At 64.1% G+C, this 23,697-nt stretch carries 27 protein-coding genes; 22 read left to right on the top strand and 5 right to left on the bottom strand.

From position 1 onward, the window contains the following. Positions 1-82 precede the first annotated feature (82 nt). A complete protein-coding gene (locus tag GXK59_RS03355; RefSeq protein WP_160664363.1) occupies positions 83-1,843 on the top strand; it encodes an ArnT family glycosyltransferase in 1,761 nt (586 codons plus the stop codon). Between the two features lie 118 nt (positions 1,844-1,961). On the opposite strand, the gene rpsI is transcribed toward GXK59_RS03355, so the two are convergent. Together rpsI and rplM are read right to left on the bottom strand one after the other, a co-directional pair. After that, the gene (gene rpsI / locus GXK59_RS03350; RefSeq protein WP_024367144.1) at positions 1,962-2,471 is read right to left on the bottom strand and encodes a 30S ribosomal protein S9; all 510 of its coding nucleotides are present in this window, start codon (positions 2,469-2,471) and stop codon (positions 1,962-1,964) included. Between the two features lie 36 nt (positions 2,472-2,507). Continuing rightward, positions 2,508-2,951 (bottom strand): 50S ribosomal protein L13, encoded by a 444-nt coding sequence (rplM, locus tag GXK59_RS03345; protein ID WP_024367145.1) that lies wholly within the window; start codon positions 2,949-2,951, stop codon positions 2,508-2,510. Positions 2,952-3,245: 294 nt separating this feature from the next. Between rplM and GXK59_RS03340 the strand changes: the two genes are divergently transcribed. The 20 genes from GXK59_RS03340 (at position 3,246) to GXK59_RS03245 (ending at position 19,462) form a co-directional block, all read left to right on the top strand. Beyond that, a complete protein-coding gene (locus GXK59_RS03340) occupies positions 3,246-3,911 on the top strand; it encodes a prepilin peptidase (protein ID WP_237393770.1) in 666 nt (221 codons plus the stop codon). Between the two features lie 270 nt (positions 3,912-4,181). Then, positions 4,182-4,382: a Flp family type IVb pilin gene (locus GXK59_RS03335; protein WP_160664359.1), complete on the top strand. Its 201-nt coding sequence runs from the start codon at positions 4,182-4,184 to the stop codon at positions 4,380-4,382. A gap of 32 nt (positions 4,383-4,414) precedes the next feature. After that, on the top strand, positions 4,415-4,615 hold the full coding sequence (locus tag GXK59_RS03330) for a Flp family type IVb pilin (RefSeq protein WP_160664357.1): 201 nt from the start codon (positions 4,415-4,417) through the stop codon (positions 4,613-4,615). A gap of 79 nt (positions 4,616-4,694) precedes the next feature. Then, positions 4,695-5,093, top strand: a complete 399-nt coding sequence (locus tag GXK59_RS03325) for a TadE/TadG family type IV pilus assembly protein (protein WP_160664355.1) — start codon at positions 4,695-4,697, stop codon at positions 5,091-5,093. Positions 5,094-5,137: 44 nt separating this feature from the next. Further along, entirely contained in the window at positions 5,138-6,046 is a 909-nt protein-coding gene (locus tag GXK59_RS03320; RefSeq protein WP_237393769.1) for a pilus assembly protein TadG-related protein, read from the top strand. A gap of 21 nt (positions 6,047-6,067) precedes the next feature. Beyond that, positions 6,068-6,859: a Flp pilus assembly protein CpaB gene (gene cpaB, locus GXK59_RS03315; protein ID WP_160664351.1), complete on the top strand. Its 792-nt coding sequence runs from the start codon at positions 6,068-6,070 to the stop codon at positions 6,857-6,859. After that, a complete protein-coding gene (locus GXK59_RS03310; protein WP_160664349.1) occupies positions 6,856-8,058 on the top strand; it encodes an AAA family ATPase in 1,203 nt (400 codons plus the stop codon). Before cpaB (GXK59_RS03315) ends, GXK59_RS03310 begins: the two co-directional genes overlap by 4 nt. Positions 8,059-8,117: 59 nt before the next feature. Further along, positions 8,118-9,515: a CpaF family protein gene (locus GXK59_RS03305; protein ID WP_443094302.1), complete on the top strand. Its 1,398-nt coding sequence runs from the start codon at positions 8,118-8,120 to the stop codon at positions 9,513-9,515. Further along, positions 9,515-10,468, top strand: coding sequence for a type II secretion system F family protein (locus tag GXK59_RS03300; protein ID WP_160664347.1), 954 nt, complete (start codon positions 9,515-9,517; stop codon positions 10,466-10,468). The genes GXK59_RS03305 and GXK59_RS03300 overlap by 1 nt, the downstream gene beginning before the upstream one ends. 10 nt (positions 10,469-10,478) lie before the next feature. After that, positions 10,479-11,354, top strand: coding sequence for a type II secretion system F family protein (locus GXK59_RS03295; protein ID WP_160664345.1), 876 nt, complete (start codon positions 10,479-10,481; stop codon positions 11,352-11,354). Between the two features lie 8 nt (positions 11,355-11,362). Then, positions 11,363-11,578, top strand: a complete 216-nt coding sequence (locus GXK59_RS03290) for a Flp family type IVb pilin (protein ID WP_160664343.1) — start codon at positions 11,363-11,365, stop codon at positions 11,576-11,578. Positions 11,579-11,861: 283 nt separating this feature from the next. After that, positions 11,862-12,101 (top strand): Flp family type IVb pilin, encoded by a 240-nt coding sequence (locus tag GXK59_RS03285; protein ID WP_160664341.1) that lies wholly within the window; start codon positions 11,862-11,864, stop codon positions 12,099-12,101. Between the two features lie 97 nt (positions 12,102-12,198). Further along, positions 12,199-12,573, top strand: a complete 375-nt coding sequence (locus GXK59_RS03280; RefSeq protein WP_160664339.1) for a TadE family protein — start codon at positions 12,199-12,201, stop codon at positions 12,571-12,573. Continuing rightward, a complete protein-coding gene (locus tag GXK59_RS03275) occupies positions 12,561-13,607 on the top strand; it encodes a Tad domain-containing protein (RefSeq protein WP_160664337.1) in 1,047 nt (348 codons plus the stop codon). The genes GXK59_RS03280 and GXK59_RS03275 overlap by 13 nt, the downstream gene beginning before the upstream one ends. 40 nt (positions 13,608-13,647) lie before the next feature. Further along, complete coding sequence (cpaB, locus tag GXK59_RS03270; protein ID WP_160664335.1) at positions 13,648-14,415, top strand: Flp pilus assembly protein CpaB; 768 nt, start codon at positions 13,648-13,650, stop codon at positions 14,413-14,415. Then, the gene (locus GXK59_RS03265; RefSeq protein WP_160664333.1) at positions 14,412-15,602 is read left to right on the top strand and encodes an AAA family ATPase; all 1,191 of its coding nucleotides are present in this window, start codon (positions 14,412-14,414) and stop codon (positions 15,600-15,602) included. Before cpaB (GXK59_RS03270) ends, GXK59_RS03265 begins: the two co-directional genes overlap by 4 nt. Beyond that, complete coding sequence (locus tag GXK59_RS03260; protein WP_160664331.1) at positions 15,603-17,102, top strand: CpaF family protein; 1,500 nt, start codon at positions 15,603-15,605, stop codon at positions 17,100-17,102. Between the two features lie 7 nt (positions 17,103-17,109). Then, positions 17,110-18,045, top strand: a complete 936-nt coding sequence (locus tag GXK59_RS03255; protein WP_160664329.1) for a type II secretion system F family protein — start codon at positions 17,110-17,112, stop codon at positions 18,043-18,045. Between the two features lie 7 nt (positions 18,046-18,052). Then, entirely contained in the window at positions 18,053-18,937 is an 885-nt protein-coding gene (locus tag GXK59_RS03250; RefSeq protein WP_160664328.1) for a type II secretion system F family protein, read from the top strand. A gap of 102 nt (positions 18,938-19,039) precedes the next feature. Continuing rightward, positions 19,040-19,462 (top strand): Hpt domain-containing protein, encoded by a 423-nt coding sequence (locus GXK59_RS03245; RefSeq protein WP_160664326.1) that lies wholly within the window; start codon positions 19,040-19,042, stop codon positions 19,460-19,462. On the opposite strand, the gene GXK59_RS03240 is transcribed toward GXK59_RS03245, so the two are convergent. Beyond that, positions 19,459-20,223, bottom strand: coding sequence for a response regulator transcription factor (locus tag GXK59_RS03240; RefSeq protein WP_160664324.1), 765 nt, complete (start codon positions 20,221-20,223; stop codon positions 19,459-19,461). The genes GXK59_RS03245 and GXK59_RS03240 overlap by 4 nt on opposite strands. Before the next feature lie 213 nt (positions 20,224-20,436). Here GXK59_RS03240 and GXK59_RS03235 point away from each other — a divergent pair, with 213 nt between their 5' ends. Then, a complete protein-coding gene (locus GXK59_RS03235) occupies positions 20,437-22,110 on the top strand; it encodes a sensor histidine kinase (protein WP_337248055.1) in 1,674 nt (557 codons plus the stop codon). Between the two features lie 18 nt (positions 22,111-22,128). On the opposite strand, the gene GXK59_RS03230 is transcribed toward GXK59_RS03235, so the two are convergent. Next, positions 22,129-23,019 (bottom strand): tRNA pseudouridine synthase A, encoded by an 891-nt coding sequence (locus GXK59_RS03230; protein ID WP_160664322.1) that lies wholly within the window; start codon positions 23,017-23,019, stop codon positions 22,129-22,131. Positions 23,020-23,050: 31 nt separating this feature from the next. After that, positions 23,051-23,626 carry a 50S ribosomal protein L17 gene (gene rplQ, locus GXK59_RS03225; protein ID WP_160664320.1) on the bottom strand — a complete coding sequence of 192 codons (576 nt, stop codon included), beginning with the start codon at positions 23,624-23,626 and terminating at the stop codon, positions 23,051-23,053. Positions 23,627-23,697: the final 71 nt, after the last annotated feature.

Raw genomic sequence — 23,697 nt, 5'->3', positions numbered from 1 at the left:
GGGCCCAGCCGACCACCAGCCGTGGGAACGTCCGGCACTCATAGGGCTCCTGTTAGTCACGTCTTTGCTTTACGTGTGGAAATTGGATCAGAACGGCTGGGCGAATGCCTACTATTCAGCTGCAGTGCAGGCCGGCCAGCATAATCCCTCCGCCTTCTTTTTTGGGTCCTCCGACTGGGGAAATTCAATCTCGGTGGATAAGCCACCACTGAGCCTCTGGGTCATGGGGATCTCTGTCTGGCTGTTCGGCTTCAACTCTTGGTCAATCCTGCTCCCGCAGGCGATCCTGACCCTCAGCAGCACCTTCATCGTCTACGCGTTGGTGCGCAGATACTTCCCCTCATATTGCGCTCTTCTGGCCGGCGCGATCTTCGCCTTAACGCCCATCACCGTTCTGCTGGCACGTTACAACAATCCCGATCCCTTGATGATCTTCCTGATGCTGACTGCGGTTTATGCCGGCGTCCGCGCCACGGAGGAAGCGAGGCCGCGGCTGCTCTTCCTGGCCGCCCTTCTGCTGGGTTTGGGCTTTCTGACAAAACAGCTTCAGGCATTCCTGGTCCTCCCGGCCCTCGTAGTAGTTTTTCTCGCCTCAGTTCGGACATCCTGGAAGAAACGGCTATTAGCTATCGCCGGTTCTGGAGCGATCCTCATCTGCGTTTCATTGGCCTGGCCCCTGGCCGTAGATCTAACGCCGGCCGATCAGCGTCCGTTCGTGGGCGGGTCCACGACCAACAGCGTCCTCGAGCTAACACTGGGCTACAACGGAATTGATCGTGTGCTCCAGCACGAAGATGACCCCAGCGCGGCGCTGCTTCCCGCAGCCCTGCGGGAAGCCAGCTCCGACGCGGGCTTCCTCCGGCTACTAAACATGAACTACGGCCAGGAAATTGGCTGGTTACTTGCTCCCGGTATCCTCAGCGCTGTGGCTATTTTCTGGCGGCTCTTCCGGCGCCGATTCAACAGGCCCCAGTCGGTCTTGGCCGGCGTCTCTGCCGTTTGGTTGATCACCACGTACGGAACGCTCAGCTTCATGGGGAACAGCTTCCACTCGTACTACACGGCCTCGCTCGCCCCGCCGCTGGCACTCACCTGCGCCATCGGGGCCTTCATGATGTTTGAGGTGCGGAGGACAGCGCCCGCGCGACTCCTCGTGGTGGTCGGGCTGGTGCTCAGCGCGATTTGCTCCTATGCCATGTGGCAGCTGGGAGTCGCGCTGCCACTGGAGCCCGGGACAGTAATCCTCGTCGGTGTGCTGCTATCGGCCGCGCTATTGGCGTCCCCTGCGCCGTGGCCGCATTTGGAGCGGGTTGCAGCAGCCGCCGCAATCGGCGGGCTTCTGATCGGTCCTGTCGCGACTGCCATCGTCACGGCAGGTACGCCCCAGGCCGGGTCGAATCCGTTATCGGGAAGCGTCACCAGAAGCGAGAACACGCTGAGCCGGTTCTTACGGGACGCCAAGTCGGGTAACCCTGCTTGGGTCACGGGGCTGGGCATAGGCCACGCTCCGAATTCCACGGTGGCCGAAACCCTTATGGCGGCAGATCCGGCGTGCACGTGGGCCGCTGCGACTTACCCGGGCCAGACCGCGGCGCGCTTCCAGTTGGAGACCGGCCGGGCAATCCTGCCATTGGGCGGTTTTGCCGCGCTCGATCCAAGTCCCAGCCTTGAGCGGTTCCAGCAATGGGTGGCGTCGGGCAGGGTGTGCTACCTGGTGGAACAACCTGCGCAGCTTGAGGTCCCGGGTAACAGCTCCGACCTTATGGCAATTCAGGCTTGGGTGCGCGCGAACTACACGCCCCAGAACATGGACGGCAGCACTGTCTACCGGCTCGCGCCCTGATGTGCCCTGCCGCGCGCCTGGGGCCCCTGTGCGGCAGCACTCTCGGCGGCTACAGCCTTCCGGAAACGGCGAAAGCCCGCCCCGCCACAATGGCGGAACGGGCTTTCGGCAAGCGGGATTAACGCTTCGAGTACTGCTGAGCCTTACGGGCCTTCTTGAGGCCGGCCTTCTTGCGCTCGATGACGCGGGCGTCACGGCGCAGGTAACCGGCCTTCTTCAGGGTGGCGCGGTTGTTCTCGGTGTCGATCTCGTTCAGTGAACGGGCGATGCCGAGGCGCAGGGCACCGGCCTGGCCGGAGATGCCGCCACCGTGGATGCGGGCAATGACGTCGTAGGCGCCGTCAAGATCAAGGATCTTGAAGGGCTCGTTGACGTCCTGCTGGTGCAGTTTGTTCGGGAAGTAGTTCGCCAGCTCGCGGCCGTTGATGGTCCACTTGCCGGTGCCGGGCACGATACGAACGCGTGCGACGGCTTCCTTGCGACGGCCAACTGCTGCGCCGGCAACCGTGAGGGCCGGGCGTTCCTTCTTGGGCGCTTCTGCTTCCGCAGGACCGCTTTCCGAGGTGTAGCTGGTCAGGTTTTCCTCAGCCACAACGGCCTCGGTGGTCAGTTCTTCGTTCTGAGCCACGATTCTCCTTGATTAAAAGTTGGTTGGTGGCCAGGACTACTGGGCGACCTGGGTGATTTCGTAAGTCTTGGGCTGCTGGGCGGCGTGGGGGTGCTCGGCACCCTTGTAGACCTTCAGCTTGCCCAGCTGCTGTGCAGCGAGGGAGTTCTTCGGGAGCATGCCCTTGATGGCCTTCTCCACGGCGCGGACCGGGTTGGATTCCAGCAGCTCCGCGTAGGTGACCGAGGTCAGGCCGCCCGGGTAACCGGAGTGGCGGTATGCGCGCTTCTGCTCCAGCTTGGCGCCGGTGAGGGCAACCTTTTCAGCGTTGATGATGATGACGAAGTCGCCCATGTCCATGTGGGACGCAAAGGTGGCCTTGTGCTTGCCGCGCAGCAGGATTGCGGTCTGGCTGGCAAGACGACCAAGGACAACGTCGGTGGCGTCAATGACGTGCCACTGGCGGTTGATATCGCCGGGCTTCGGGGTGTACGTACGCACGGTGTTTGCCTCGTTCTTGTTCTGGCGTTCTTGTTTTAGGCGTCACACAAAGGTGCACCTACTATCTATGCGTTACCGGAACAGAGGTGAGGGCTCTATGTAACCAGTCATCCTGAAGTCTCGAATGTGCACGTCGGGTAGTCATCCTGCAACCGGATTCCCAAGCGGGCACGCATCATCGAGAAGGACACGCACAACGACTACCAAGAATAGCGGAAGACGTGCGTCTGGGTCAAAATGGGGTGTCCGGATGCATCCAGCCCGCCGCCGGCCCGCCGCATCCCTGGAGGAACAGTGTTCGACACCGCCGCCGCAGGCTCCGCATCGCCGCTGTTTATTGCCGGGATCGGGCTGGCCGGAATGTGCCTGGGACTGCTGGCGGACGCCCTTGTCCGGCGGGCCCTCCCCCAACTGGCCGGCGAACCCACCATACGCCTGAGAATCACGACGGCGGCGGTCACCTTTGTCCTCTCGGCTCTGCTGGCCTGGCGGTTCGGCAGTGCGGCCGAACTTCCCGCTTACGTATTACTTGGCATTTTCGCTATTCCTTTGGCGCGCATCGATATCGTGCATCAATTGCTGCCAAACCGGCTCGTGGGGCCCCTGTTTGGGGCCGGCCTCGCGCTACTGGGCTTCGCTGCACTGGCCTCGGGAGCTGCCGGAGACCTGCTTCGCGGAGCCGCCGGGGCCGCAATCTTGTTCTTTTTTTACTTAATTTTGGCCTTGACCAGCGGAAACGGCCTCGGAATGGGTGACGTGAAGCTCGCCGCACCACTTGGACTGTACTTGGGCTACCTAGGCTGGGCGCAGCTTTTCTACGGCGGGGCCCTGGCGTTCATTGCCGGCGGTCTCGCCTCCATCGTTCTGGTGCTGAAAAACCGCGAAAACAAGCCACAAGAGGTGGCCTACGGGCCCTCGATGCTGGCAGCAGGGCTCGCCATCATCCTGCTTATTCCGTAACTCCTGTAACTGCTGTATCTCTGACCTCATTAGTAAGCGGGCGTATCAAACCACGTAGTTGATCCGCGGTCTCCGCCCCGAACTGAGTACTCCGGCAAACAGGCACAGGTGGTGCCTCCATTTCCACCCAGAAAATTCGAGTATTCCGATGCATTGCTGTGCCGTTAATCGCCATGCAATTGTTGACCCAACGGAGCTCCAGGGGGTTAGCAAAAGGGGATTTGCTGGAATTCCGTTTTACATTCAAAAACTCTGGAAAAGGAATTCACAATGACTGGTCTCATGATCTCAATGCTCGCATTTGTCGCCGGCGTCAAGGAAAAGCTCGAATCTGAAAAGGGAGCCACGGCAACCGAGTACTCCCTGCTTGTCGGTCTCATCGCCCTGGTCATCGTCATCGGCGTGACCGCGTTCGGCACCAACCTCAACCTCTTCTTCAGCGGCCTCGCCGCCAAGGTCGGCGCCTGGTAACCGGGAACGCGATACGGGAAGGTCTCACCGCCATGTTGAAGTTCATGCTCGCCGTTCAGGCTTTTCTGGTCTCGGCCACTGATCGAGCCTCCGCCGAAAAGGGTGCAACGGCAACCGAGTACTCGCTGCTTGTCGGTCTCATCGCACTGGTCATCGTCATTGGCGTGACCGCGTTCGGCACCAACCTCAACCTGTTCTTCAGTGGTCTCGCCGGCACTGTCGGCGGATGGTAGTTCAGGCCCAACGGGTGTGCCGCGCGAATGCGCGGCACACCCACACTTAATTCACGCTGCAACTGTCCAGGGGGACCCGTTGAAACGCAGCAGAAAACCAGCCAGCAACCGTGAGCGCGGTGCAGTGGCCGTCGAATTCGCGCTAGTCGCTCCCGTGCTCATCGCCCTGATCATCGGCGTGGTCGAGTTTGCCAACGCCTACAACGTCCAGGTCTCAGTGACGCAGGCGTCCCGTGAAGCCGCCAGGACCATGGCCATTACGAAGGACACCGTGAAGGCGACCGCCGCCGGCAAAGCCGGCGCGCCGTCGATCAATACCGGGCTGCTGACCTTCGACTATTCGGCCGCGGCCTGCCCGTCCACAACCCCGACTCCGACGTCGGTGGTGAACGTCAAGTACACGGGCACGTCACTCACCGGATTCTTCGGATCCTCTTTGATCCTCACCGGCAAAGGAGCCATGCAATGCGGCGGCTAATCGGAAGTGCGAATCCCCATGACTCTGAACGCGGGGCAGCGGGAGTGATCGTCGGCCTGATGATGATGGCCCTCATCGGGGTCGGAGCGGTAGCGGTCGATGTTGGACAGATCTATGCCGAACGTGCCCAGCTGCAGAACGGTGCGGACGCTGGAGCACTCGCGGTCGCACGAAGTTGCGAGACCGGCCCCTGCACGTCCGCTCTCGCCGTTCCGCTGGCCAACGCCAACTCCAATGACAACGAAAGCGCCGCCAGCGTCGATCTCAGCGTTGCCGGCCAGGTTACGGTGACGACGTCCACCAAGAACGGCGGCTCCGGTTTCCTGACAAAGATGTTTGCGAACGCACTGAACTCCGGCCCGGTAACGGTCGGAGCACAGGCAACCGCAACGTGGGGATCGCCCGGGTCTGGACCTGCTGCCCTTCCGCTCACGTTCGCTCCCTGCCAGTTTGACGTCGACGGGTCGCTGCACACGATCCTCACGCATGGCAGCGAGACCTGCACCAGTGACAGCCCTTCGGGGGGTGTCATCCCCGGTGGCTTTGAGTGGTTGCTGACGAATCCAGGCGAGTGTGCCACGACGGTCTTCGCCGACGATCCGGCCACGCCAGGCATCACGGATCCATATGCGATGACAAAAACCGGCCTCAGCATGCCATCGGACTGCAAGCCGCTCATCGAGAGCTACCTGAACACGGTGGTGCTGTTTCCGGTCTTTTCCACTGCGTCGGGGACAGGATCCAACGCCAAGTACTACATCAAGGGTTATGCAGCATTCATGCTGGTCGGCTACAGCTTTCCAGGCATGACCGGAGGTGACCTGACGGGTCTTGGCGGATCAGACCGCGGCATCCGCGGCAGGTTCGTCTCATGGGTGGCCGACCCCACGTTGTACGGGGGCGGCGGCTACACCGGCGGCGGGGTTGACCTACCTCCTCATCTCATCAAGTAACGCAGTTCTAAGGGGAAAAAATTGAAAACTCGCCTGCTGGGGGGCATCGCCGCACTCGTTGTGGCCGTCATAGGAACCATCATTCTTTTCAACTACGTCCAGGGCGCCGATAAACGGGCCCTCGCAAACACCGAAACAACCAACGTCCTGGTCGTCAAACAGGATGTGGCCGCAGGGACACCCGCGGACAAGCTCAGTGACTACGTCGTCACCAAGTCAGTCCCGGTTGGCGCCGCGGCAGCGGACGGAGTGGCGGACCTAGCGTCCTTGGGTAACAAAGTCACTTCGGTGGCCTTGGTCCCTGGCGAGCAGCTGCTCAACAGCCGGCTTGTTGAAGCCAACGCCTATCTGGGCCCGGCACGGGTAAAGGTCCCCGCTGGTCTCCAGGAAATCACGTTCCGGCTCGGCATCGACCGCGTTGTCGGCGGCCGGGTGGAGGCCGGCGACACAGTGGGCATCTTCATCTCGGCGAGCAGCGACACGTCAGCCACCACAGGCGGGCAGGCTACGGTCGGAAACGCGACGCAACTGGTCTTCCACAAGGTCCTGGTCACAGGTGTCCAGTTCAGCTCCGGCGCTGCCGCCCAGACAGAGGCGCAGGCCCAGCAGGGCACAAGCCAGGGCGCCCTGACCGCCGATAACCAGAAACAGAATTCCAGCGATACGTACCTGGTTACCCTTGCCCGAAATGCGGCCGACGCCGAAAAGCTGGTCTATGCCGCGGAATTCGGAAAAATATATCTCTCCCGTGAGCCGGCTGACGCCATAGAAAACTCCCCCGGAGTCCTGGACAAGACGAGGTTGTTCCGATGAGCCGTTTCATTCTGATCACTCCGAATGCCGAGTACGAGCGCCGGGTGCGGCTGGCGACCGCCCCCATGCGGGGAACGCTGCACTATTTCCAGGCAGCCTATCTTCCCTCCGGGCCCGACGAAGTGTTGAGCCAACTGAGCGGAGAACCGCCGGAGGTCCTGATCCTGGGCCCGGAACTGCCGATCGTCGATGCGCTCAAGTTCGCCAGCATAGTTGATCTGCAATTTCCGGAGATCAGTATCCTGCTGGTAGCCGAGGAAGACCCCGCCACCACGTTGCAGTCAATGCGATCCGGCGTCCGGGATCTGCTGTCCCCGGACGCGGACACCGACACTATCCGCGCGGCGGTGGAGCGGGCCGGGTTGGCCGCTGCCGGACGGCGGCGCGGGCTCGGTCCGACGGCGGGGGAAGGCCCCATGGCCGATGGTGGCCGCATCATTGCGGTGATGTCGCCCAAGGGCGGGGTCGGAAAGACCACCCTCGCCACGAACCTGGCCGTCGGTTTGGGCCAGGCTGCGCCGATGAGCGTTGTCATTGTTGACCTCGACCTCCAGTTCGGGGACGTCGCCAGCGGGCTCCTGCTGCAACCTGAGTTCACTATTACGGATGCCGTTGCCGGCGCCGCAACCCAGGACGCGATGGTGCTCAAGACCTACCTCACGATGCACCCGGCGAACATCTACGCGCTGTGTGCCCCAAAGAACCCGATCGAAATGGACAAAATCACGGGGGAGCATATTTCTCATCTTCTGACACAGCTCAAGGCCGAATTCCAGTACGTGGTTGTTGATACCGCCCCGGGCCTGGGCGAGCACGTTCTGGCTGTGCTCGAACGAGCCACAGACGCGGTATGGGTCTGCGGAATGGATATTCCCAGCATCCGGGGAATCCGGACCGGGTTCCAGATCCTGTCCGAGCTCGAGCTGATGCCCGCCAACCGGCACATCGTCCTGAACATGGCTGACAAGAAAACCGGACTCACGCTGCAGGATATTGAGGCCACGATCGGCGCTCCCGTCGACATTGTCCTGCCTCGTTCCAGGACACTTCCGTTCTCGACCAACAAAGGGATCCCCCTGTTGCAGGACGGCAGCCGGGATGCGGCGCTCAAAGGCCTTCGCCAACTGGTCGACCGGTTCAAACCCAACTGGGAAGCCCGGCCGCATAAGAAGCTCCACCGAAGGGCGGTTGTACAGTGACACTCTCCAAGAGGTTTGAGAGGCTCCATTCCGACATCGACGATTTGCCCACCACCGTGGTGCCGACGGCTCCTTTCGCCGCACCGGCCACCCTGGGATTCATCCATGAAGCCCACGTCGCGGAACAGTCAACGGCGTCCGTCGTTGAGCACCGCCCGACTGCCGGCATAGCCAGCGAAGCCCTGGCCGGGCTCAAGGAACGGGCCAGCCAAGCGCTGTATGAGCGCCTCGGTTCCCGGCTGACTGATTCCTCCCTCGATGATGCCGAGCTCCACAAATACGTCAAAGACGAATTGAAAATCGTGGTTGACGAGGAACAGGTGCCTCTTTCGTCCGGGGAACGCCAGCGGCTCACAAAGGAAATCATCGATGACGTCTTAGGCCACGGTCCGCTGGAGCGGTACCTGGAAGACCCCACGGTGACGGAAATAATGGTGAACCGGGCGGACCAGATCTATGTGGAACGAAACGGGCAACTGTTCCTTACGGACGCGAAATTCAGCGGCGAGGATGCCCTCCGCCGGGTCATCGAGCGCATAGTTTCCCGAGTGGGCCGGCGCATCGACGAGTCGTCGCCCCTGGTGGATGCGCGTTTGGCTGACGGCTCGCGCGTCAATGCCATCATTCCGCCCCTGGCGGTCAACGGAGCGTCGCTGACGATTCGCAAATTCGGCCGCGAGGCCCTGACGGTGGAAAAGCTCATCCAGTTTGGAAGCCTCTCCCCTGAAATGGCTGAGCTGCTCGAAGCCTGCGTGCTGGCCCGGATGAACATCATCGTTTCCGGCGGCACCGGCACGGGCAAAACCACCATGCTCAACGTGCTCTCTTCCTTCATACCGGCCACGGACCGGATTGTCACGATCGAAGATGCGGTGGAACTCCAGCTGCAACAGGACCACGTGGTCAGGCTGGAGAGCCGGCCGGCAAACATCGAGGGCCAGGGTGAAGTATCGATTCGGGAGCTGGTCCGAAACTCCCTGCGCATGAGGCCGGACAGGATCGTCGTGGGTGAGGTCCGGGGCGGCGAGTCACTCGACATGCTGCAGGCAATGAACACCGGCCATGACGGTTCAATCTCAACAGTCCACGCCAACTCCCCCCGGGATGCAGTGGCCCGGTTGGAGACCCTGGTCCTCATGGCCGGACTGGATCTGCCGCTCCGGGCCATTCGAGAGCAGATCGCCTCGGCGGTCAACTTGATCGTCCACATATCCCGTCTTCGCGACGGTACCCGCCGTGTCACACATATCACCGAAGTCCAAGGCATGGAAGGCGACATCGTCACGCTCCAGGATGCTTTCGTCTTCGACTATTCGGCCGGCGTCGACTCCCAGGGGCGTTTCCTTGGCAAGCCCGTCCCCACTGGTGTCCGTCCACGGTTCACGGACAGGTTCATCGAACTCGGGATTCAGATCTCGCCGACCGTCTTCGGCGCGCATCCTGTGAGGGGAAAGTAATGGGCGCCACCGAGGCACCATCGGGCCTGTTTTTCGTTGGGGTCCTGCTGGTCTATGCGGCGGTCATCCTCGCCTTCGGCGTCGTCTTCAAATCCGGAAGTGTCATTCCGGTCTCAAGGCGGCGGCCGGACGTCGTCGACACAACGTCGGGTCTTACCAAACTGACCGACGTTGCCGTAGGCGTGATCAGCAAAGGGCTCCGGAAGCGCAACGGCGCCCTGGTCGATCGGGACAAGCTTGAAAGTGCCGGGCTCAAAATCCAGCCCGCCGACTTTCTGCTCATGATGGGGGCGGGCGCCGTCGTCGGCGCCGTCGTTGGCTTCTTCCTGGGCGGGCCGTTCCCTGCCGTCTTGTTGCTCGTGGCTATCCCGGCAGGAATGCTCGCCTACTTGCACCTGCGCACTTCACGCCGGCGGGCCAAGTTTGATGAACAGCTGCCGGACACTTTGCAGATGCTGACCGGGAGCATGCGCGCCGGCCACAGCCTTCTACGTGCCATCGATGCTTCGGCCAAGGAGAGCGACGCGCCGATGTCCGAAGAGTTGAGCCGGATCGTCAATGAGACCCGGATCGGCCGCGAACTCGGGGAATCGATGAACGACGTCGCGCAGAGAACAGGTAGCGAGGACTTCGGCTGGATTACCCAGGCCATCGAAATCCACCGTGAAGTGGGCGGCGATCTTGCCGAGGTCCTGGACCACGTCGGTGAGACGATCCGCGACCGGAACCAGATCAGGCGTCAAGTCCAGGCCCTCAGCGCCGAGGGCCGCATGTCGGCCGCAGTACTGATGGGTCTGCCAATCGTCCTCTTCGTTGCCCTGATCATAGTTAATCCGCAATATTCCAAGACGTTCACAAGCACGGTTCCCGGATACCTGATGTTGGGAGTGTCCGCCTTAATGCTTACCGCCGGCGGTTTCTGGTTGAGCCGGCTCATCAAGGCAAAGTACTAGGAGGCCGCACATGTCACCCATAGCGCTCGGCGCCATGCTCGCCATCGTTATTCCCGCCAGCCTCCTGGTCTGGCTGGCGTTCAGCACCGACCATGCCGGCGCCCGCAACGTCCAGGTAAATCTCGGCCTGAGCGCCAAGGCGTCCGACGGAGTAGCCTCGCTGTCCCAGCGGTACACGGGCTTCATTCTGCGCCTGACACCCGGCAGCTACGAAGCGTGGCTGGACAAACAGCTGGCTGGGGCCGGGCGGCCCAAGAAATGGCCGCTGGAGCGCCTACTGGTCACCAAGCCCTTGTTGGCCTTCGGTGCAGGGGTGGTCGGTATCCTCAATTTCGCTGCCGGTCCGTCTCCAGTGAAGCTTGCCATCCTCGTTGGCGCGCTTGCGTTCGGCTATTTCGCCCCGGACTTGCTCATCAGGAGCCATGCACAGAAGAGGCGCGCCGCCATTCAGCAGGAACTGCCAAATGCTTTGGACCAGATGCTCATCTCGGTTCAGGCCGGGCTGGGTTTTGAAGCAGCAATGGGCCGCACCGGTAAGAACGGCACGGGCCCCCTGGCCGATGAGTTTGTCCGTACTCTGCAGGACATCCAGGTAGGACGCTCGCGGAAGGAAGCCTACTTGGCGATGGCTGATCGCGTTGATGTTGCGGACCTCCGAAGCTTCATCCGCTCGATTGTCCAAGCGGACGCCTACGGCATCGCCATTGCCAAGGTCCTCAAGAGCCAGGCGCAGGAGATGCGCACCAAGCGGCGGCAACGCGCCGAGGAACACGCCATGAAGATCCCGGTGAAGATTCTCTTCCCCTTGATTTTCTGCATTTTTCCCACGCTCTTCATCATCTTGTTGGGTCCCGCTGTTATGAATATCATCGCCGCATTCTCCTAGGAGTCCGCATGTCCAGCATCGCAGCACGGGTCCGAGGCCACTTCGACAAAGTAGTCGCCAGGTTCCTATCAGACGAAGACGGCGCCACGGCCACCGAGTACAGCATCCTCGTCGGGTTCATCGCCATCGTCATCGTGGCCGGGGTGGGCGCCTTCGGCACCGCGCTGAACATCTACTTCAACGGGCTCAGCGACGGGGTCAGGGCCGCACTGGGCCTCCCCTAGCCACCTCGCCTCCTGGCAATGCGGGTTGAAACGCTCCCGCACCGGCGCAATTGCGCCCCAGAAACCGGACCCCCTTGGACCCCAGAGCCAAGGGGGTCCTCCTGTGTCTGCGCTGAGGCGCAATCCCAGCGCAGAATCTGCGCAGGGAACGTACAGGGAACATGCAGTTTGGCAAGCCTTGGCACAGGATGCATCAAGGTCGAATCGTCGGCGTGTCGCTGCTTGCTAAGTTCCTCTCAGTGCTGGTGCAGGGCCAGCCGCCCAACTCGCTCAGGAGTCACCCATGCGTTCCTTTTTCTCCAACCTCGCCACCCGCCTTCGCCGCGACCAGCGCGGCGCCACCGCCGTCGAATACGGCATCATGGTCTCCCTCATCGCCGTCGTGATCATCGTCGCCGTAGGCCTCCTCGGGGGCCAGCTGAACTCCACCTTTGAGTCCGTTAGCTGCTCGATGAAGGGCGGAACCATGGGCGCAGCCACCACCGTCGGCACAGTGACGACTCCCGGTACCTGCTCGAAGTAGGAACCCATTGCGACTGGACAGGGTTGGGTAGGGCTCAGGCCTTCCCAACCCTGTTTAGTTCAGGCGTGACACCAGCGACCCAGGAAGGCGGTGCCCCATGTCCAAGACAAAGGAACGGGGCGCCGTCGCGGTGGAGTTCGCCCTCCTGGCACCGGTGCTGGTCATGCTGCTGCTCGGCATCATGGAGTTCGGCCGGGCCTACAACGTGCAGATCTCCCTTTCCAGCGCCGCGCGTGAAGGGGTCCGGGTTATGACGATCGGGAACAACCCAACCGCCGCCAAGACTGCGGCCATAAACGCAGCCGTTGCCCTGCAACCCGCGCTCAGCGACACCAACATCACCATCAGCCCGGCGACGTGTACCCCGGGCGCCCAGCTGACGTTCAAGATCACCTACAACCTGTCCACCATGACAGGCATCGCAGGACCTTTTCCCATGGAAGGCCGGGGGGTGATGCTGTGCGGCGGCTAAGCAGGCTCCCCAAGCCCGAGGACCGCGAGCGCGGTGCCGTCAGCGTCCTCATCGCCATTCTCATGGTGTCACTGCTCGGTTTCACAGCCCTGGCAGTCGACGTCGGAATGCTGTACGCCGAGCGGACCCAGCTCCGCAACGGGGCCGACGCGGCAGCCCTTGCCATCGCGCAAAAATGCGCCCGCAACGTCAACGACGTCGACTGCTCAACGACATCCGCGCTCGCCGTCCGCCTCGCGAACGGCAACGCCGGCGACGGGGCGAGCAACGTCCAAGCCGTCGTCCTGGACAAGACCGCCGGCACGGTCACCGTCACCGCGGGCGCCCAGGAACCCGGAAAGGAACCCAACAGGGTCTCGCTCTTTTTTGCCCGCGCACTGGGGTTCAATAATGCCGAGGTCATAGCCCGGGCCACTGTACGGTGGGGCCAACCGGTGGCAGGGCCCTTGCCGTTTCCGCTCGCTTTCTCTGTCTGCCAGGTGAGGTATCACGTGGACGGCAGCCTGCAGCAGCTGCAGAGCCACGGCGACAACGCGAATCCCGACTGTCTGTACGGACCCTCCGGAGCCCCCGTTCCCGGCGGCTTCGGTTGGCTGGTGGGCAGCCCGGGCGTGTGCGGCGGCCTCATCGACATTGAGGCGGGCGACGCCAGCAGCAGTTCCGGCAACAGCTACCCGGGCACCGTGTGCGACAGCGTGCTGCAGAAGTGGGCGAAGGACATCACCGCCGGCAAAGACGTCATTGCCCTTCTGCCGGTCTTCAACAGAGTGACAGGGACAGGGGCCAACGCCAAGTACCAGCTCACGTCCTTTGCTGCGTTCAACGTCAAGGGATGGAAATTCAGCGGCACTGATAACGAGCTGCCGAAGTCCTTTCACCACACGAGTCCCACAGTGCCCAGTTCCGTCGCCTGCACCAACAACTGCCGCGGCATCATCGGCAGCTTTATCCAGTATGTCTCGCTGGCCGACGGTTACACCTACGGAGTGACCACCGAGGACTCCGGGACCGACATAGTCCGCCTCACCCAATAGTTTTCAGCACACCCGAACCCTTTACATTCAGGAGCAGTCTTTGAAGTCACGCTTGTTGGCCGGCGTCGCCGCCCTTGTCCTGGCGATACTCGGGGCGCTGCTGGTGGTCAGCTATGCCCAGGGCGCCGACTCCAGGGCGGTTCAGGGGCTGGACCCGGTCTCCGTCCTCGTCGTCAAGAAGGCCGTGCCCGCAGGCACCACGGTTGCAGCCCTGGCGGCCTTCGTGGCGAGCGAGGAACTGCCCGGCAAGGCTGTCACCAAGTCAGCGCTGAAAAACCTGGACGGCCAGGCCGGGAAGGTAACCGCGGTGGAGCTGTTGCCCGGCGAGCAGCTCGTTGCGGAACGGCTGGTCGCACCGGAAGCACTCAAGTCCAGCGGCAGCGTGGCAGTGCCGGAGGGACTGCAGGAGATCTCCTTCCAGGTTGATCCCCAGCGCGTCGTCGGCGGCAAGGTCACCCCCGGAGACTACGTCGGCGTGTTCATCTCCATGAAGAGCGGCGGCATTGAAGCCAAGCCGGACAAGGAAACCACCCAGCTGTCCATCCACAAGGTTCTGGTGACCGGAGTGCAGCGGGCCCCGGTGGCCGCCCCCACCCCGCAGCCCTCGGCCAGCGGCCCGGCCGCCGGCCCGGTGGAGGACACCTCGCTGCCCACCGGCATGTTGCTTTTGACCGTGGCCGTCAACGACGTCAATGCCGCAAAGATTGTTTTCGCCTCCGAATTCGCCACCCTGTGGTTGAGCAAGGAACCGCTCAATGCCAAGGAGAGCGGCCCCGGAATCATGCAGAAGAGCGAGGTTTACAAATGAGCCGCTTTGTCCTGATCACCCCCAACACCGACTTCGACTCCCGCGTCCGCCAAGCCCTGGCCGGCGGGCTCCAAGGCGGGCTGCAGACCTTCGCGTTCGTCAACCCGTCGGACCCCGGCGAGCTGTTCGCAAACCTCAACCAGGAGCGTCCCGAGGTGCTTATCCTGGGGCCGGACATGCCGGTCGAGGACGCCCTGCGACTCGCCACTGTGTTCGATGTGCAGCTGCCGGAGCTCAGCGTAATCCTTGTCGGCGAGCCGGACCCCGCTTTCATCCTGCTCGCCATGCGCGCCGGCATTCGGGACATCCTCAGCCCGGACGCGGATCCGGCCCAGATCCGCATGCTGCTGGAGCGGGCCTGCCAGTCCTACACAAGCCGGAGCCGGACCTCAACCGTCCAACAGGCCGAGGGACCCAAAGGCCTGGTCATCGGTGTCTTCTCCCCCAAGGGCGGCGTCGGCAAGACCACCATCGCCACCAACATCGCCATCGGCCTGGGCAAGGTCGCCCCGATGGGCGTCGTTATTGTCGACCTGGACCTGCAGTTCGGGGACGTGGCTTCCGGACTCTATCTGAACCCGGAGCACACCGTCATGGATGCGGTCTCGACCGCCGCCAGCCACGACTCCCTGGTGCTCAAGGCGTTCCTGACCGTCCACCCCAGCAACATCTATGCCCTCTGCGCACCGCGGAGCCCGGAGGAAGCCGACGACATCACCCCACAACAGGTCTCCCGGCTCCTCGAGCAACTCGCGGAACAGTTCCAGTACGTCGTGGTGGACACCGCTCCCGGCCTGCCCGAGGTAGGCCTGGCCGCCATGGAGCAGTGCACGGACGTCGTCTGGGTCACGGCCATGGACGTTCCGAGTATCCGGGGGCTCCGCTCGGGCCTCGGAATCCTGCGCCGGCTGGACCTGTTGCCGGAAACCCGCCATGTTGTCCTGAACATGGCCGATTCCAAGTCCGGGCTTAGCGTTCAGGACGTGGAGGCCACCATCGGTGCACCCGTGGATGTCAGCATCCCCCGCTCCAAAGCCGTGGCGTTCTCCACGAACCGCGGCATTCCGGTCCTGCAGGATGGCCGCAAGGACCCTGCCGTCAAAGGGCTCAAGCAACTTGTGGCGAGGTTCGATCCTGCGTGGCGGGCCACGGCGCAAAAGAAGCTGCACCGCCGGGTGGTGGTTTAGATGAAGCTCTCCGAACGGCTCCGCACCGCCGAGGGCACACTGCCCCCGGCCCCCGCACCTGCCGCGCACCCCGCGCCGCCGCAGCCGGCGGCCCGGCCCGAGCCGGCGGCGGCACGTGCCGCCGCCGTCGAACTCCGGAAGGCCGCCGTCGCGGTTCCGCCGGTTTTCGCCGAACCGGCGGAGACGTACCGGTCGAAGGCCCAGCAGCCGGTCGATGTCTTCGCGGCCCTCAAGCAACGCGCCGCGACCGCCCTCTTCGAGCGGATGGGGAGCCGGTTCAACGACTCCGCCGTCAAGGAGGACGACCTCCGCACCTCGGCGAGGGAGGAGCTGATCCGGATCATCGACGCCGAGCAGGTCCCCCTCTCTGTCGAGGAACGCTCCCGCCTCGTCCAGGACGTAGCCGATGATGTTCTCGGTTACGGCCCCCTGCAGCGGCTACTGGACGACCCCGCCGTCACGGAAATCATGGTCAACTGCATGGACCAGATTTATGTCGAACGGCACGGCAAGCTGACCCTGACCGAATCCCGGTTCAGCTCCGAAGACCACCTGCGCAAAGTGATCGAGCGGATCGTCTCCAAGGTGGGCCGCCGCATCGACGAGTCCTCGCCGCTCGTGGACGCGCGCCTCGAGGACGGTTCCCGCGTCAACGCCGTGATCCCCCCGCTTGCCGTGGGCGGCTCCTCGCTGACCATCAGAAAGTTCAGCAAGGTGCCGCTGACGGTCCGGAACCTCATCGAGTTCGGCACCCTGACCCCGGAAATGGCCGAACTTCTCAACGCCTGCGTCAAGGCGAAGCTGAACATCATCGTCTCCGGCGGCACCGGCACCGGCAAGACGACGCTGCTTAATGTGCTCTCCTCCTTCCTGCCCGACGACGAGCGGATCGTCACCATCGAGGACGCCGTGGAACTCCAGATCCAGCAGCGTCACGTGGTCCGGCTCGAAAGCCGTCCGCCCAACACCGAAGGCAAGGGCGAAGTGACCATCCGTGAACTGCTGCGCAACTCGCTGCGTATGCGCCCGGACCGGATCGTGGTGGGTGAGGTCCGCGGCGGCGAATCGCTGGACATGCTCCAGGCCATGAACACCGGCCACGATGGTTCCCTCTCCACGGTCCACTCGAACTCGCCGCGCGACGCCGTCGCACGCCTCGAAACCCTCGTGCTGATGGCCGGCATGGACTTGCCGCTGCGGGCGATCCGGGAACAGATCGCCTCCGCCGTCAACCTGATCGTCCAGATTTCCCGCCTCCGCGACGGCACCCGCCGGATCACCCACGTCACCGAGGTCCAGGGCATGGAAGGGGACATCGTCACGCTGCAGGACGCGTTCGTCTTCGACTACTCGGCCGGCGTCGACGCCCACGGCCGCTTCCTCGGCAAACCGGTCCCCACCGGAATCCGCCCCCGCTTCATTGACCGCTTCGAGGATCTGGGCATCTACGTCTCCCCCAGCGTATTTGCCGCCCCGCTGACCGCGGCCGGAAGGGTGTGAGCCGAGGATGACGCTGTTGCCCCTCGGAGTCGGGCTGCTCTTCACGGCGGTGCTGCTGCTCGGCTACGCGCTGCTGGCCACAGGCAGCGCCAGCGTGCCGCTGGACCGGCGGAGACCCGTCCAGAACCAACCCGACTCCCAACTGACCCGGTTCGCCGGTTCGGCAGTGCACCTGGTCGACGGTTTCTTCTCGCAACGCAAGGTCCGGCTCTTCAACCGGGAAGCGCTGGAGAACGCCGGCCTCCGGATGAGCCAGGCCGACTTTTTCATCCTCGTGCTGGCCGGCGCGCTGGTGGGAGCTGTGGCCGGGCTGGTCGTGGCCGGTCCGCTGCTCGCGGTTCTCTTCGTCCTGGTATCCCCGCTGGTGGGTCACCTCGTGCTCGGCTTTCTGGCCGGCAAGCGCCGGAATTCGTTTGACTTACAACTCGGCGACACACTCCAGCTGCTGGCCGGCGGCCTCCGTGCCGGGCACAGCATCCTGCGTGCCATCGACGCCGCGGCCACCGAATCGCTGAGCCCGACGGCGGAAGAGATGCGCCGGGTGGTCACCGAAACCAGCCTGGGACGTGACCTGCAGTCATCCCTCAACGACACGGCCGAGCGGATGCGGAACGAGGACTTCGTCTGGATCGCCCAGGCCATCCAGATCAACCGGGAAGTCGGCGGAAACCTCGCCGAGGTCCTGGACCAGGTCAACGAAACCATCCGCGAGCGCAGTGAAATCAAGGGCCACATCAAGTCCCTCGCCGCGGAGGGCAAGTTCTCCGCCTACATCCTCATGGCCATGCCGATCGGGATTGTTGTCATGCTGATGCTGGTCAACCCCGGCTACATGAACGTGATGTTCACCCACCCGCTGGGCTGGGGCATGATCGCGGCGTCCATCATCCTGATGACGATCGGCGGCTTGTGGATGCGCAAGATCATCGACCTGAAGTTCTGAGGCGCCCGTGAACTCCGTAGTGCTGATATCCCTGCTGCTGGTCTCCGTTCCGCTGGGCTACCTGGTGTGGTCACTGCTCTCGGTCGACCGCTCGTCCCAGCGGGCCGTCCGGACGATGCTGGCGCTCGGGACGGACACCGCCGGGCAACCGGAACAGATTCAGAGCAAGCTGCTGGAGCGGATCGGCTACCGGCTGACACCGGCCGGGTATGTCCGCAAACTCGACAAGCTGCTGTCCCTCGCAGGACGTCCCGCTTCCCTGCCCCTCGGACGGGTCCTGGCGGCCAAACCCCTGCTGGGACTGTTGGGGGCGCTGCTCGGCTACTACATCAGTTCCAGCGGCCCGACGCCGGTCATCAAGCTGGTGGGAGTCTTTGTAGTACTGCTGGGCTACTTCATGCCGGACCTCCTGCTCTACAGCAAGGGACAGGAACGGCAGAAGATCATGCAGCTGGAGCTCGCCAACACCCTGGACCAGATGCTGATCTCCGTGGAAGCAGGCCTGGGTTTCGAAGGAGCCATGGCACGCGCCGGCGAGAACGGCAAGGGCCCCCTCGCCGAGGAACTCGTCCGGACGCTCCAGGACATGCAGGTGGGCCGGAGCCGCCGCGAGTCGTACCTGGCGCTCTCCGAACGGACGAACATCCCGGAGCTGCGCAGCTTCGTCCAGGCGGTGGTCCAGGCGGACACGTACGGCATTGCGATCAGCCGGGTGCTCCGGATCCAGGCGAAAGTCATGCGGGTCAAGCGCCGGCAGCGGGCCGAGGAAAAAGCCATGAAGCTGCCCGTCACCATCTTGTTCCCGCTGCTCTTCTTTATCTTCCCGGTGCTCTTCATTGCCATCCTGGGCCCTGCCGTCATCAACGCGATCAACACCTTCAGCGGGCATTGACGGCGACAGCCGCACCCAGGCGGCCCCCCGGAATGCCGCAAGGTTTCCGCAGGAATGCCGGGAGCGCGGAACAATGGCAGCGACACAAAGTACCGTAGGCACATGTCCTTTCCAGCAGCCCTGCCCGACGACGACACAGCGAGCACTTTCCCCGCCCAGGACCCTCCAACTCCACCCCTGGTTGACCCGGCGGCGCTCCAGGATCTCGGTACCCAGCTGGACAGCCCGTCCGTCGCCAAAGGTTTCGCCAGGGACTACGCCAGGATGTGGGAGCAGCGCTACCGCTGCCTTGCCTCGGCGCTGGGACGCCGGGACCAGGCGGAGTCATTGGAGGCTGTGCTGAGCCTGAAAACGTCCTCGGCCATGGTGGGCGGAGTACAACTCGCCAGGCTCGCCGGAGAACTTGAGGCTGCCATCCGCGGCGGCGACATGGACCGGGCCAGCTCGCTCCTGGGGAATGTTGCCGAGAGCGGCAGCGACACCGTGGATGAACTGCAGTACAGCTACATCCTCTGGGACAGCTAGTCCCGGCGGGGAGCGAGCCGGTACCCCACGCCGCGGATCGTCTGGAGCCAGCGCGGCTGGAGCGGATCCTCGCGAAGCTTCCGCCGGAGGTTTCCGATGTGGACTTCGACAGCCCGTTCGTCGGATTCGCCGATGTATGCGTCAGCCCGGTAGTACTCGCCCCGCACCACCCGGACCAGGTCTGTTTTGGACCGGACCGCACCGGCTCCCTTGAGCAGGGCATGCAACAAGTCGAACTCGCTGCGGGTCAGGCTTGCGGGCACATCGTCGACCGTTACCGTGCGGCCATCCGGGTCAAGGGCCAGCCCATTGTGGCGGAGCACGGAGTCCTGCGGGGCCGGGACAGCCGCGGCAGCACCTTCCGGAGCGGGTGCCCCGCTGATCGCGTCCTGGCGGGGCCGCCGCATCATGGCCGCCACCCGGGCGCGGAGCTCGCGGGGGCGGAACGGCTTCGTCATAAAATCGTCGGCCCCGGTATGCAGCGCCGTCAGGGTGTCCAGTTCGTCCGTACGGGCTGTCAACATCACGACGTAGGCATCACTGAATTGCCGGATCCGGCGGAGGACTTCGAAGCCGTCGATGTCGGGCAGGCCCACATCCAAGGTGACGACGTCGGCCTCCAGGCGCCGGACAACGTCCACCCCTTCGCGCCCGCGGGCGGCCGAATGGACCTCGAAGCCCGCCTGGCTCAGCACGGCTTCGACCAGGTTTCGAACGTCTTCGTCATCCTCTACGACGACAGCGACTCCAAGGTCAGTCATGGCCCCCCTCACATCCGGTCCTGCTCCCTGCCCCGACGCGGACGCGCCGGCAGTGCCTATCGCGCGGCCCCCCACCGGCATTGTCAGAATACCCACGATGGCCGGGAAAAACCGGTTCCGGCGCAGTAACAGAAGCCACATTACTAAGCTTTGTGTCAAGTTTGTGTGACAGCGGGTGTAAAACTGGAGCAGCACGGAAGGAGCGCGGCTTTAGTGAGTGAACAGCGACTGGTCCGAAGGATGGACGGCTACTTCAGGGCCCTGGGACCACGGGCGAGGGTGTTGGTGTTTCAACTGCCGCTGACCTTCGCCATGGCCGCTGTTGTGCTGGCCTCCCCTGCCAGCTGGTCCGGGCCCTTCGACGAGCCTTGGTTCGCTTCGGCTTTGGCCCTGCACGCCGCGCTCGTGCTGGCTTGTTTCCTGGTGCCGTGGGAACGGCTTGGACCGCTCGCCCCGCTGGTGATCCCGGTCCTCGATCTGCTGGCGATCGGACTCAGCCGAGGCGGCAGCGTCGACGGCCTGCCAGACGTTGGCGTGCTGTCCATCCTGCCGGTGGCCTGGATCTCCACCTCCGCGTTGTCCTCCGCGGCGTGCCTGTCCATCAGCTCCTTCGGGCCGCTCCTGGCAGGCCTGCCCTGGCTACTGGCCACGGGATCCGCCTCCGCCCCGGACCGGGTCGCCGCCCTCCTGCTCCTGTCCGGCATGACTCTTGCCGTGTCCGTTGCCCTGCGCTTTACCCGGCTGCGCGTGCACCAGGAGCAGCAGCGGACCGAGGCCAAGGAAGCGGAACTGCAGGCACTGCTCGCGGACAGCCGGGAACGGGAACGGCTTCTCAACACCATCCTGGACACTGTCGACGTCGGCATCGTTGCGGTCGACGCGGCAGGCCGCCGCCTGCTGACCAACAGCTGGCAGTCCGCCCTGGAGGAGTCCGCGGCGCCCGCTGGCTCCGCCCAGGGGGCGGAGGAGTCACAACTGCTGCTGACCGGGCAGGACCAGGAGACACCCCTCCCCCTGGAACGGCGCCCCATTCGTCGGGCCTCGTCCGGGGAGTCCTTCGCGGACTACCTGGTGCGCTTTGGCGAGGCCCCGGGCAGCCGGGTAGTTTCCACGGGGGCGCGTCCGCTGACGGGCGACGACGGCGGCTTCCGCGGCGCTGTCGTCGTGTTCAACGAGGTTACCGGCCTGGTCGATGCCCTGGCCGTCAAGGACGATGTCTTATCCACCGTTTCGCATGAATTCCGCACGCCGTTAACCTCGATCATCGGCAACCTGGACCTGGCCCTTGGTGATTCGGCGGCGCTCTCCACCACCACCGTGCGACGGATCGAAGTGGCACAACGCAACGCCGAGCGCCTGCTGGCCCTCGTCTCCGACCTGTTGATGTCCGCCAATTCGACGGTGCACGTCCACCCGCGCCGGACCGATCTGGCCAGCCTGGTCGAAGCCAGTCTCGGTTCGGCCCAGGCCCACGCCCAGGCGTCCCGGGTCTCGCTCTCCATGGACCTCCCTGACCCGCTCTGGGCCCATGTGGATCCGCTGCGGATCAGCCAGGCCCTGGACAACCTCGTGTCCAACGCCATCAAGTATTCCCCCGACGGCGGCAGCGTCCACATCTCCGCCAGCACCGAGGGCGACCGCGTGCTGCTTCGTGTGGAGGATGCCGGGATGGGGATGACAGCCGCCGACGCCAAGCGGGTCTTCACCCGGTTCTTCCGCAGCCCCGCGGTCCGGGAGGGCTCGATTCCCGGCGCCGGACTGGGCCTGTCCATCACCAAGGCAATCGTGGAGCGGCACGGCGGCTCGATTTCCTGCAGCACGCGTCCCGGCCGCGGAAGCACCTTCACCCTCGAGCTTCCCGCCGAGGCCGCCCCGCCGGCCTTCTAGTCCGGGCCCGGGGCCGTCCTACTGGCGCAACGCGCGCGTCAGCTCGGCCCTCGCCAGCAGCCCGCTGGCCGAGGGATAGGCCACTTCCTCCAGCACCAGCGGATGCGGGGCGGCCAGCACGGACTTGGCGTCCCGCTGGCGGGCCAGCAGCCGTTCGTACAGCCAGCCCGGCTTCTCGATGCCGGCCCCCACATACAGTGCCGAGCCCACCAGCGACCGGACCATGTTGTGGCAGAACGCATCGGCCTGGACGGTGGCCACCAGAACCCCGTCCGCACCGCGGGCAAACTCGAAGCGCTGCAGTTCCCGGATGGTGGTGGCACCTTCCCGCGGCTTGCAGTAGGACCGGAAATCCTGAAGCCCCAGCAGCTCCGAGGCGCCCTCGTTGAGCAGTCCGACATCCTGCTCTTCCTGATGCCACAGCGTGGAGGTACGGCCCAGCGGGTCCCAGAGGGCGGGTCCGTCTGCGATCCGGTAGCTGTAGCGGCGCCACAGCGCGGAAAACCGTGCGTCGAATCCTTCGGGAGCGATGCGGACCTGATGGACCTCGATGGACCCGGTCAGCTCCCCCAGCACCCGGCTGAGGGACCCGCGGAGGCGGCGGAGCAGCGCCACGGCCGGATCCAGTTCCACGCCGCGGTTGAGGCCCAGCCACTCCGTTTCGCTGAGGTCCATGTGGACCACCTGGCCGCGGGCGTGCACACCGGCGTCGGTCCGCCCGGCGACGGTCACCCGGACGGGCCTGCGGATCAGCATCGCGATGGCCTCTTCGAGCGCGCCCTGGACGGTCCGCCTGCCGGGCTGGACGGCCCACCCGCTGAAGGGTCCGCCGTCGTACGCGAGATCAAGCCGGATACGCAAAAACCCGCCGCCCCCTCTAACGGGGGCAGCGGGTTCCTGGTCGTTCATAGACTTAAGTCTATGCGAAGAAATCAGCGAATTACTTCGCGTCCTTCTTGGAGTCAGCGGCGGCTTCCTCAGCGGCCGGAGCCTCTTCGGTTGCTGCTTCAGTCCCGGCAGCTTCAGCGGCCGGGGCCTCTTCGGCCGCAGCGGCTTCGGTCTCGACAACCTCGGCCTCGGCGGGGGCTTCCTCAGCTGCCGGGGCAGCCTTGGCGGCAGCCTGGGTAGCCTCGGCTACGACTGCCTGCTTGGCGGAAACCGGCTCGAGAACCAGTTCGATGACAGCCATGGGAGCGTTGTCGCCCTTGCGGTTGCCGATCTTGGTGATGCGGGTGTAGCCGCCATTGCGGTTCTCCACTGCCTGTGCAATGTCGGTGAACAGCTCGTGGACGATGCCCTTGTCGCTGATCAAGCCGAGTACACGACGGCGGGAAGCCAGGTCGCCACGCTTGGCGAAAGTCACCAGGCGCTCGGCGTAGGGCTTCAGTCGCTTGGCCTTGGTCACCGTGGTGGTGATCCGCTTGTGCTCGAACAGTGCTGCGGACAGGTTCGCGAGCATCAGACGCTCGTGACTTGCTCCGCCTCCGAGGCGCGGACCCTTAGCGGGGGTAGGCATAATAGTTTCTCCTCATATGGAAGCCGTTGGGCTGCGCACACCATGGTGCAGACAGCCGGCAGGCCAAGATC

The sequence above is a fragment of the Pseudarthrobacter sp. ATCC 49987 genome (genome assembly GCF_009928425.1).
Lineage (GTDB): Bacteria > Actinomycetota > Actinomycetes > Actinomycetales > Micrococcaceae > Arthrobacter.
The sequence above is the reverse complement of the archived record's forward strand: the minus strand, read 5'-3'. Positions and strand labels throughout refer to the sequence as shown.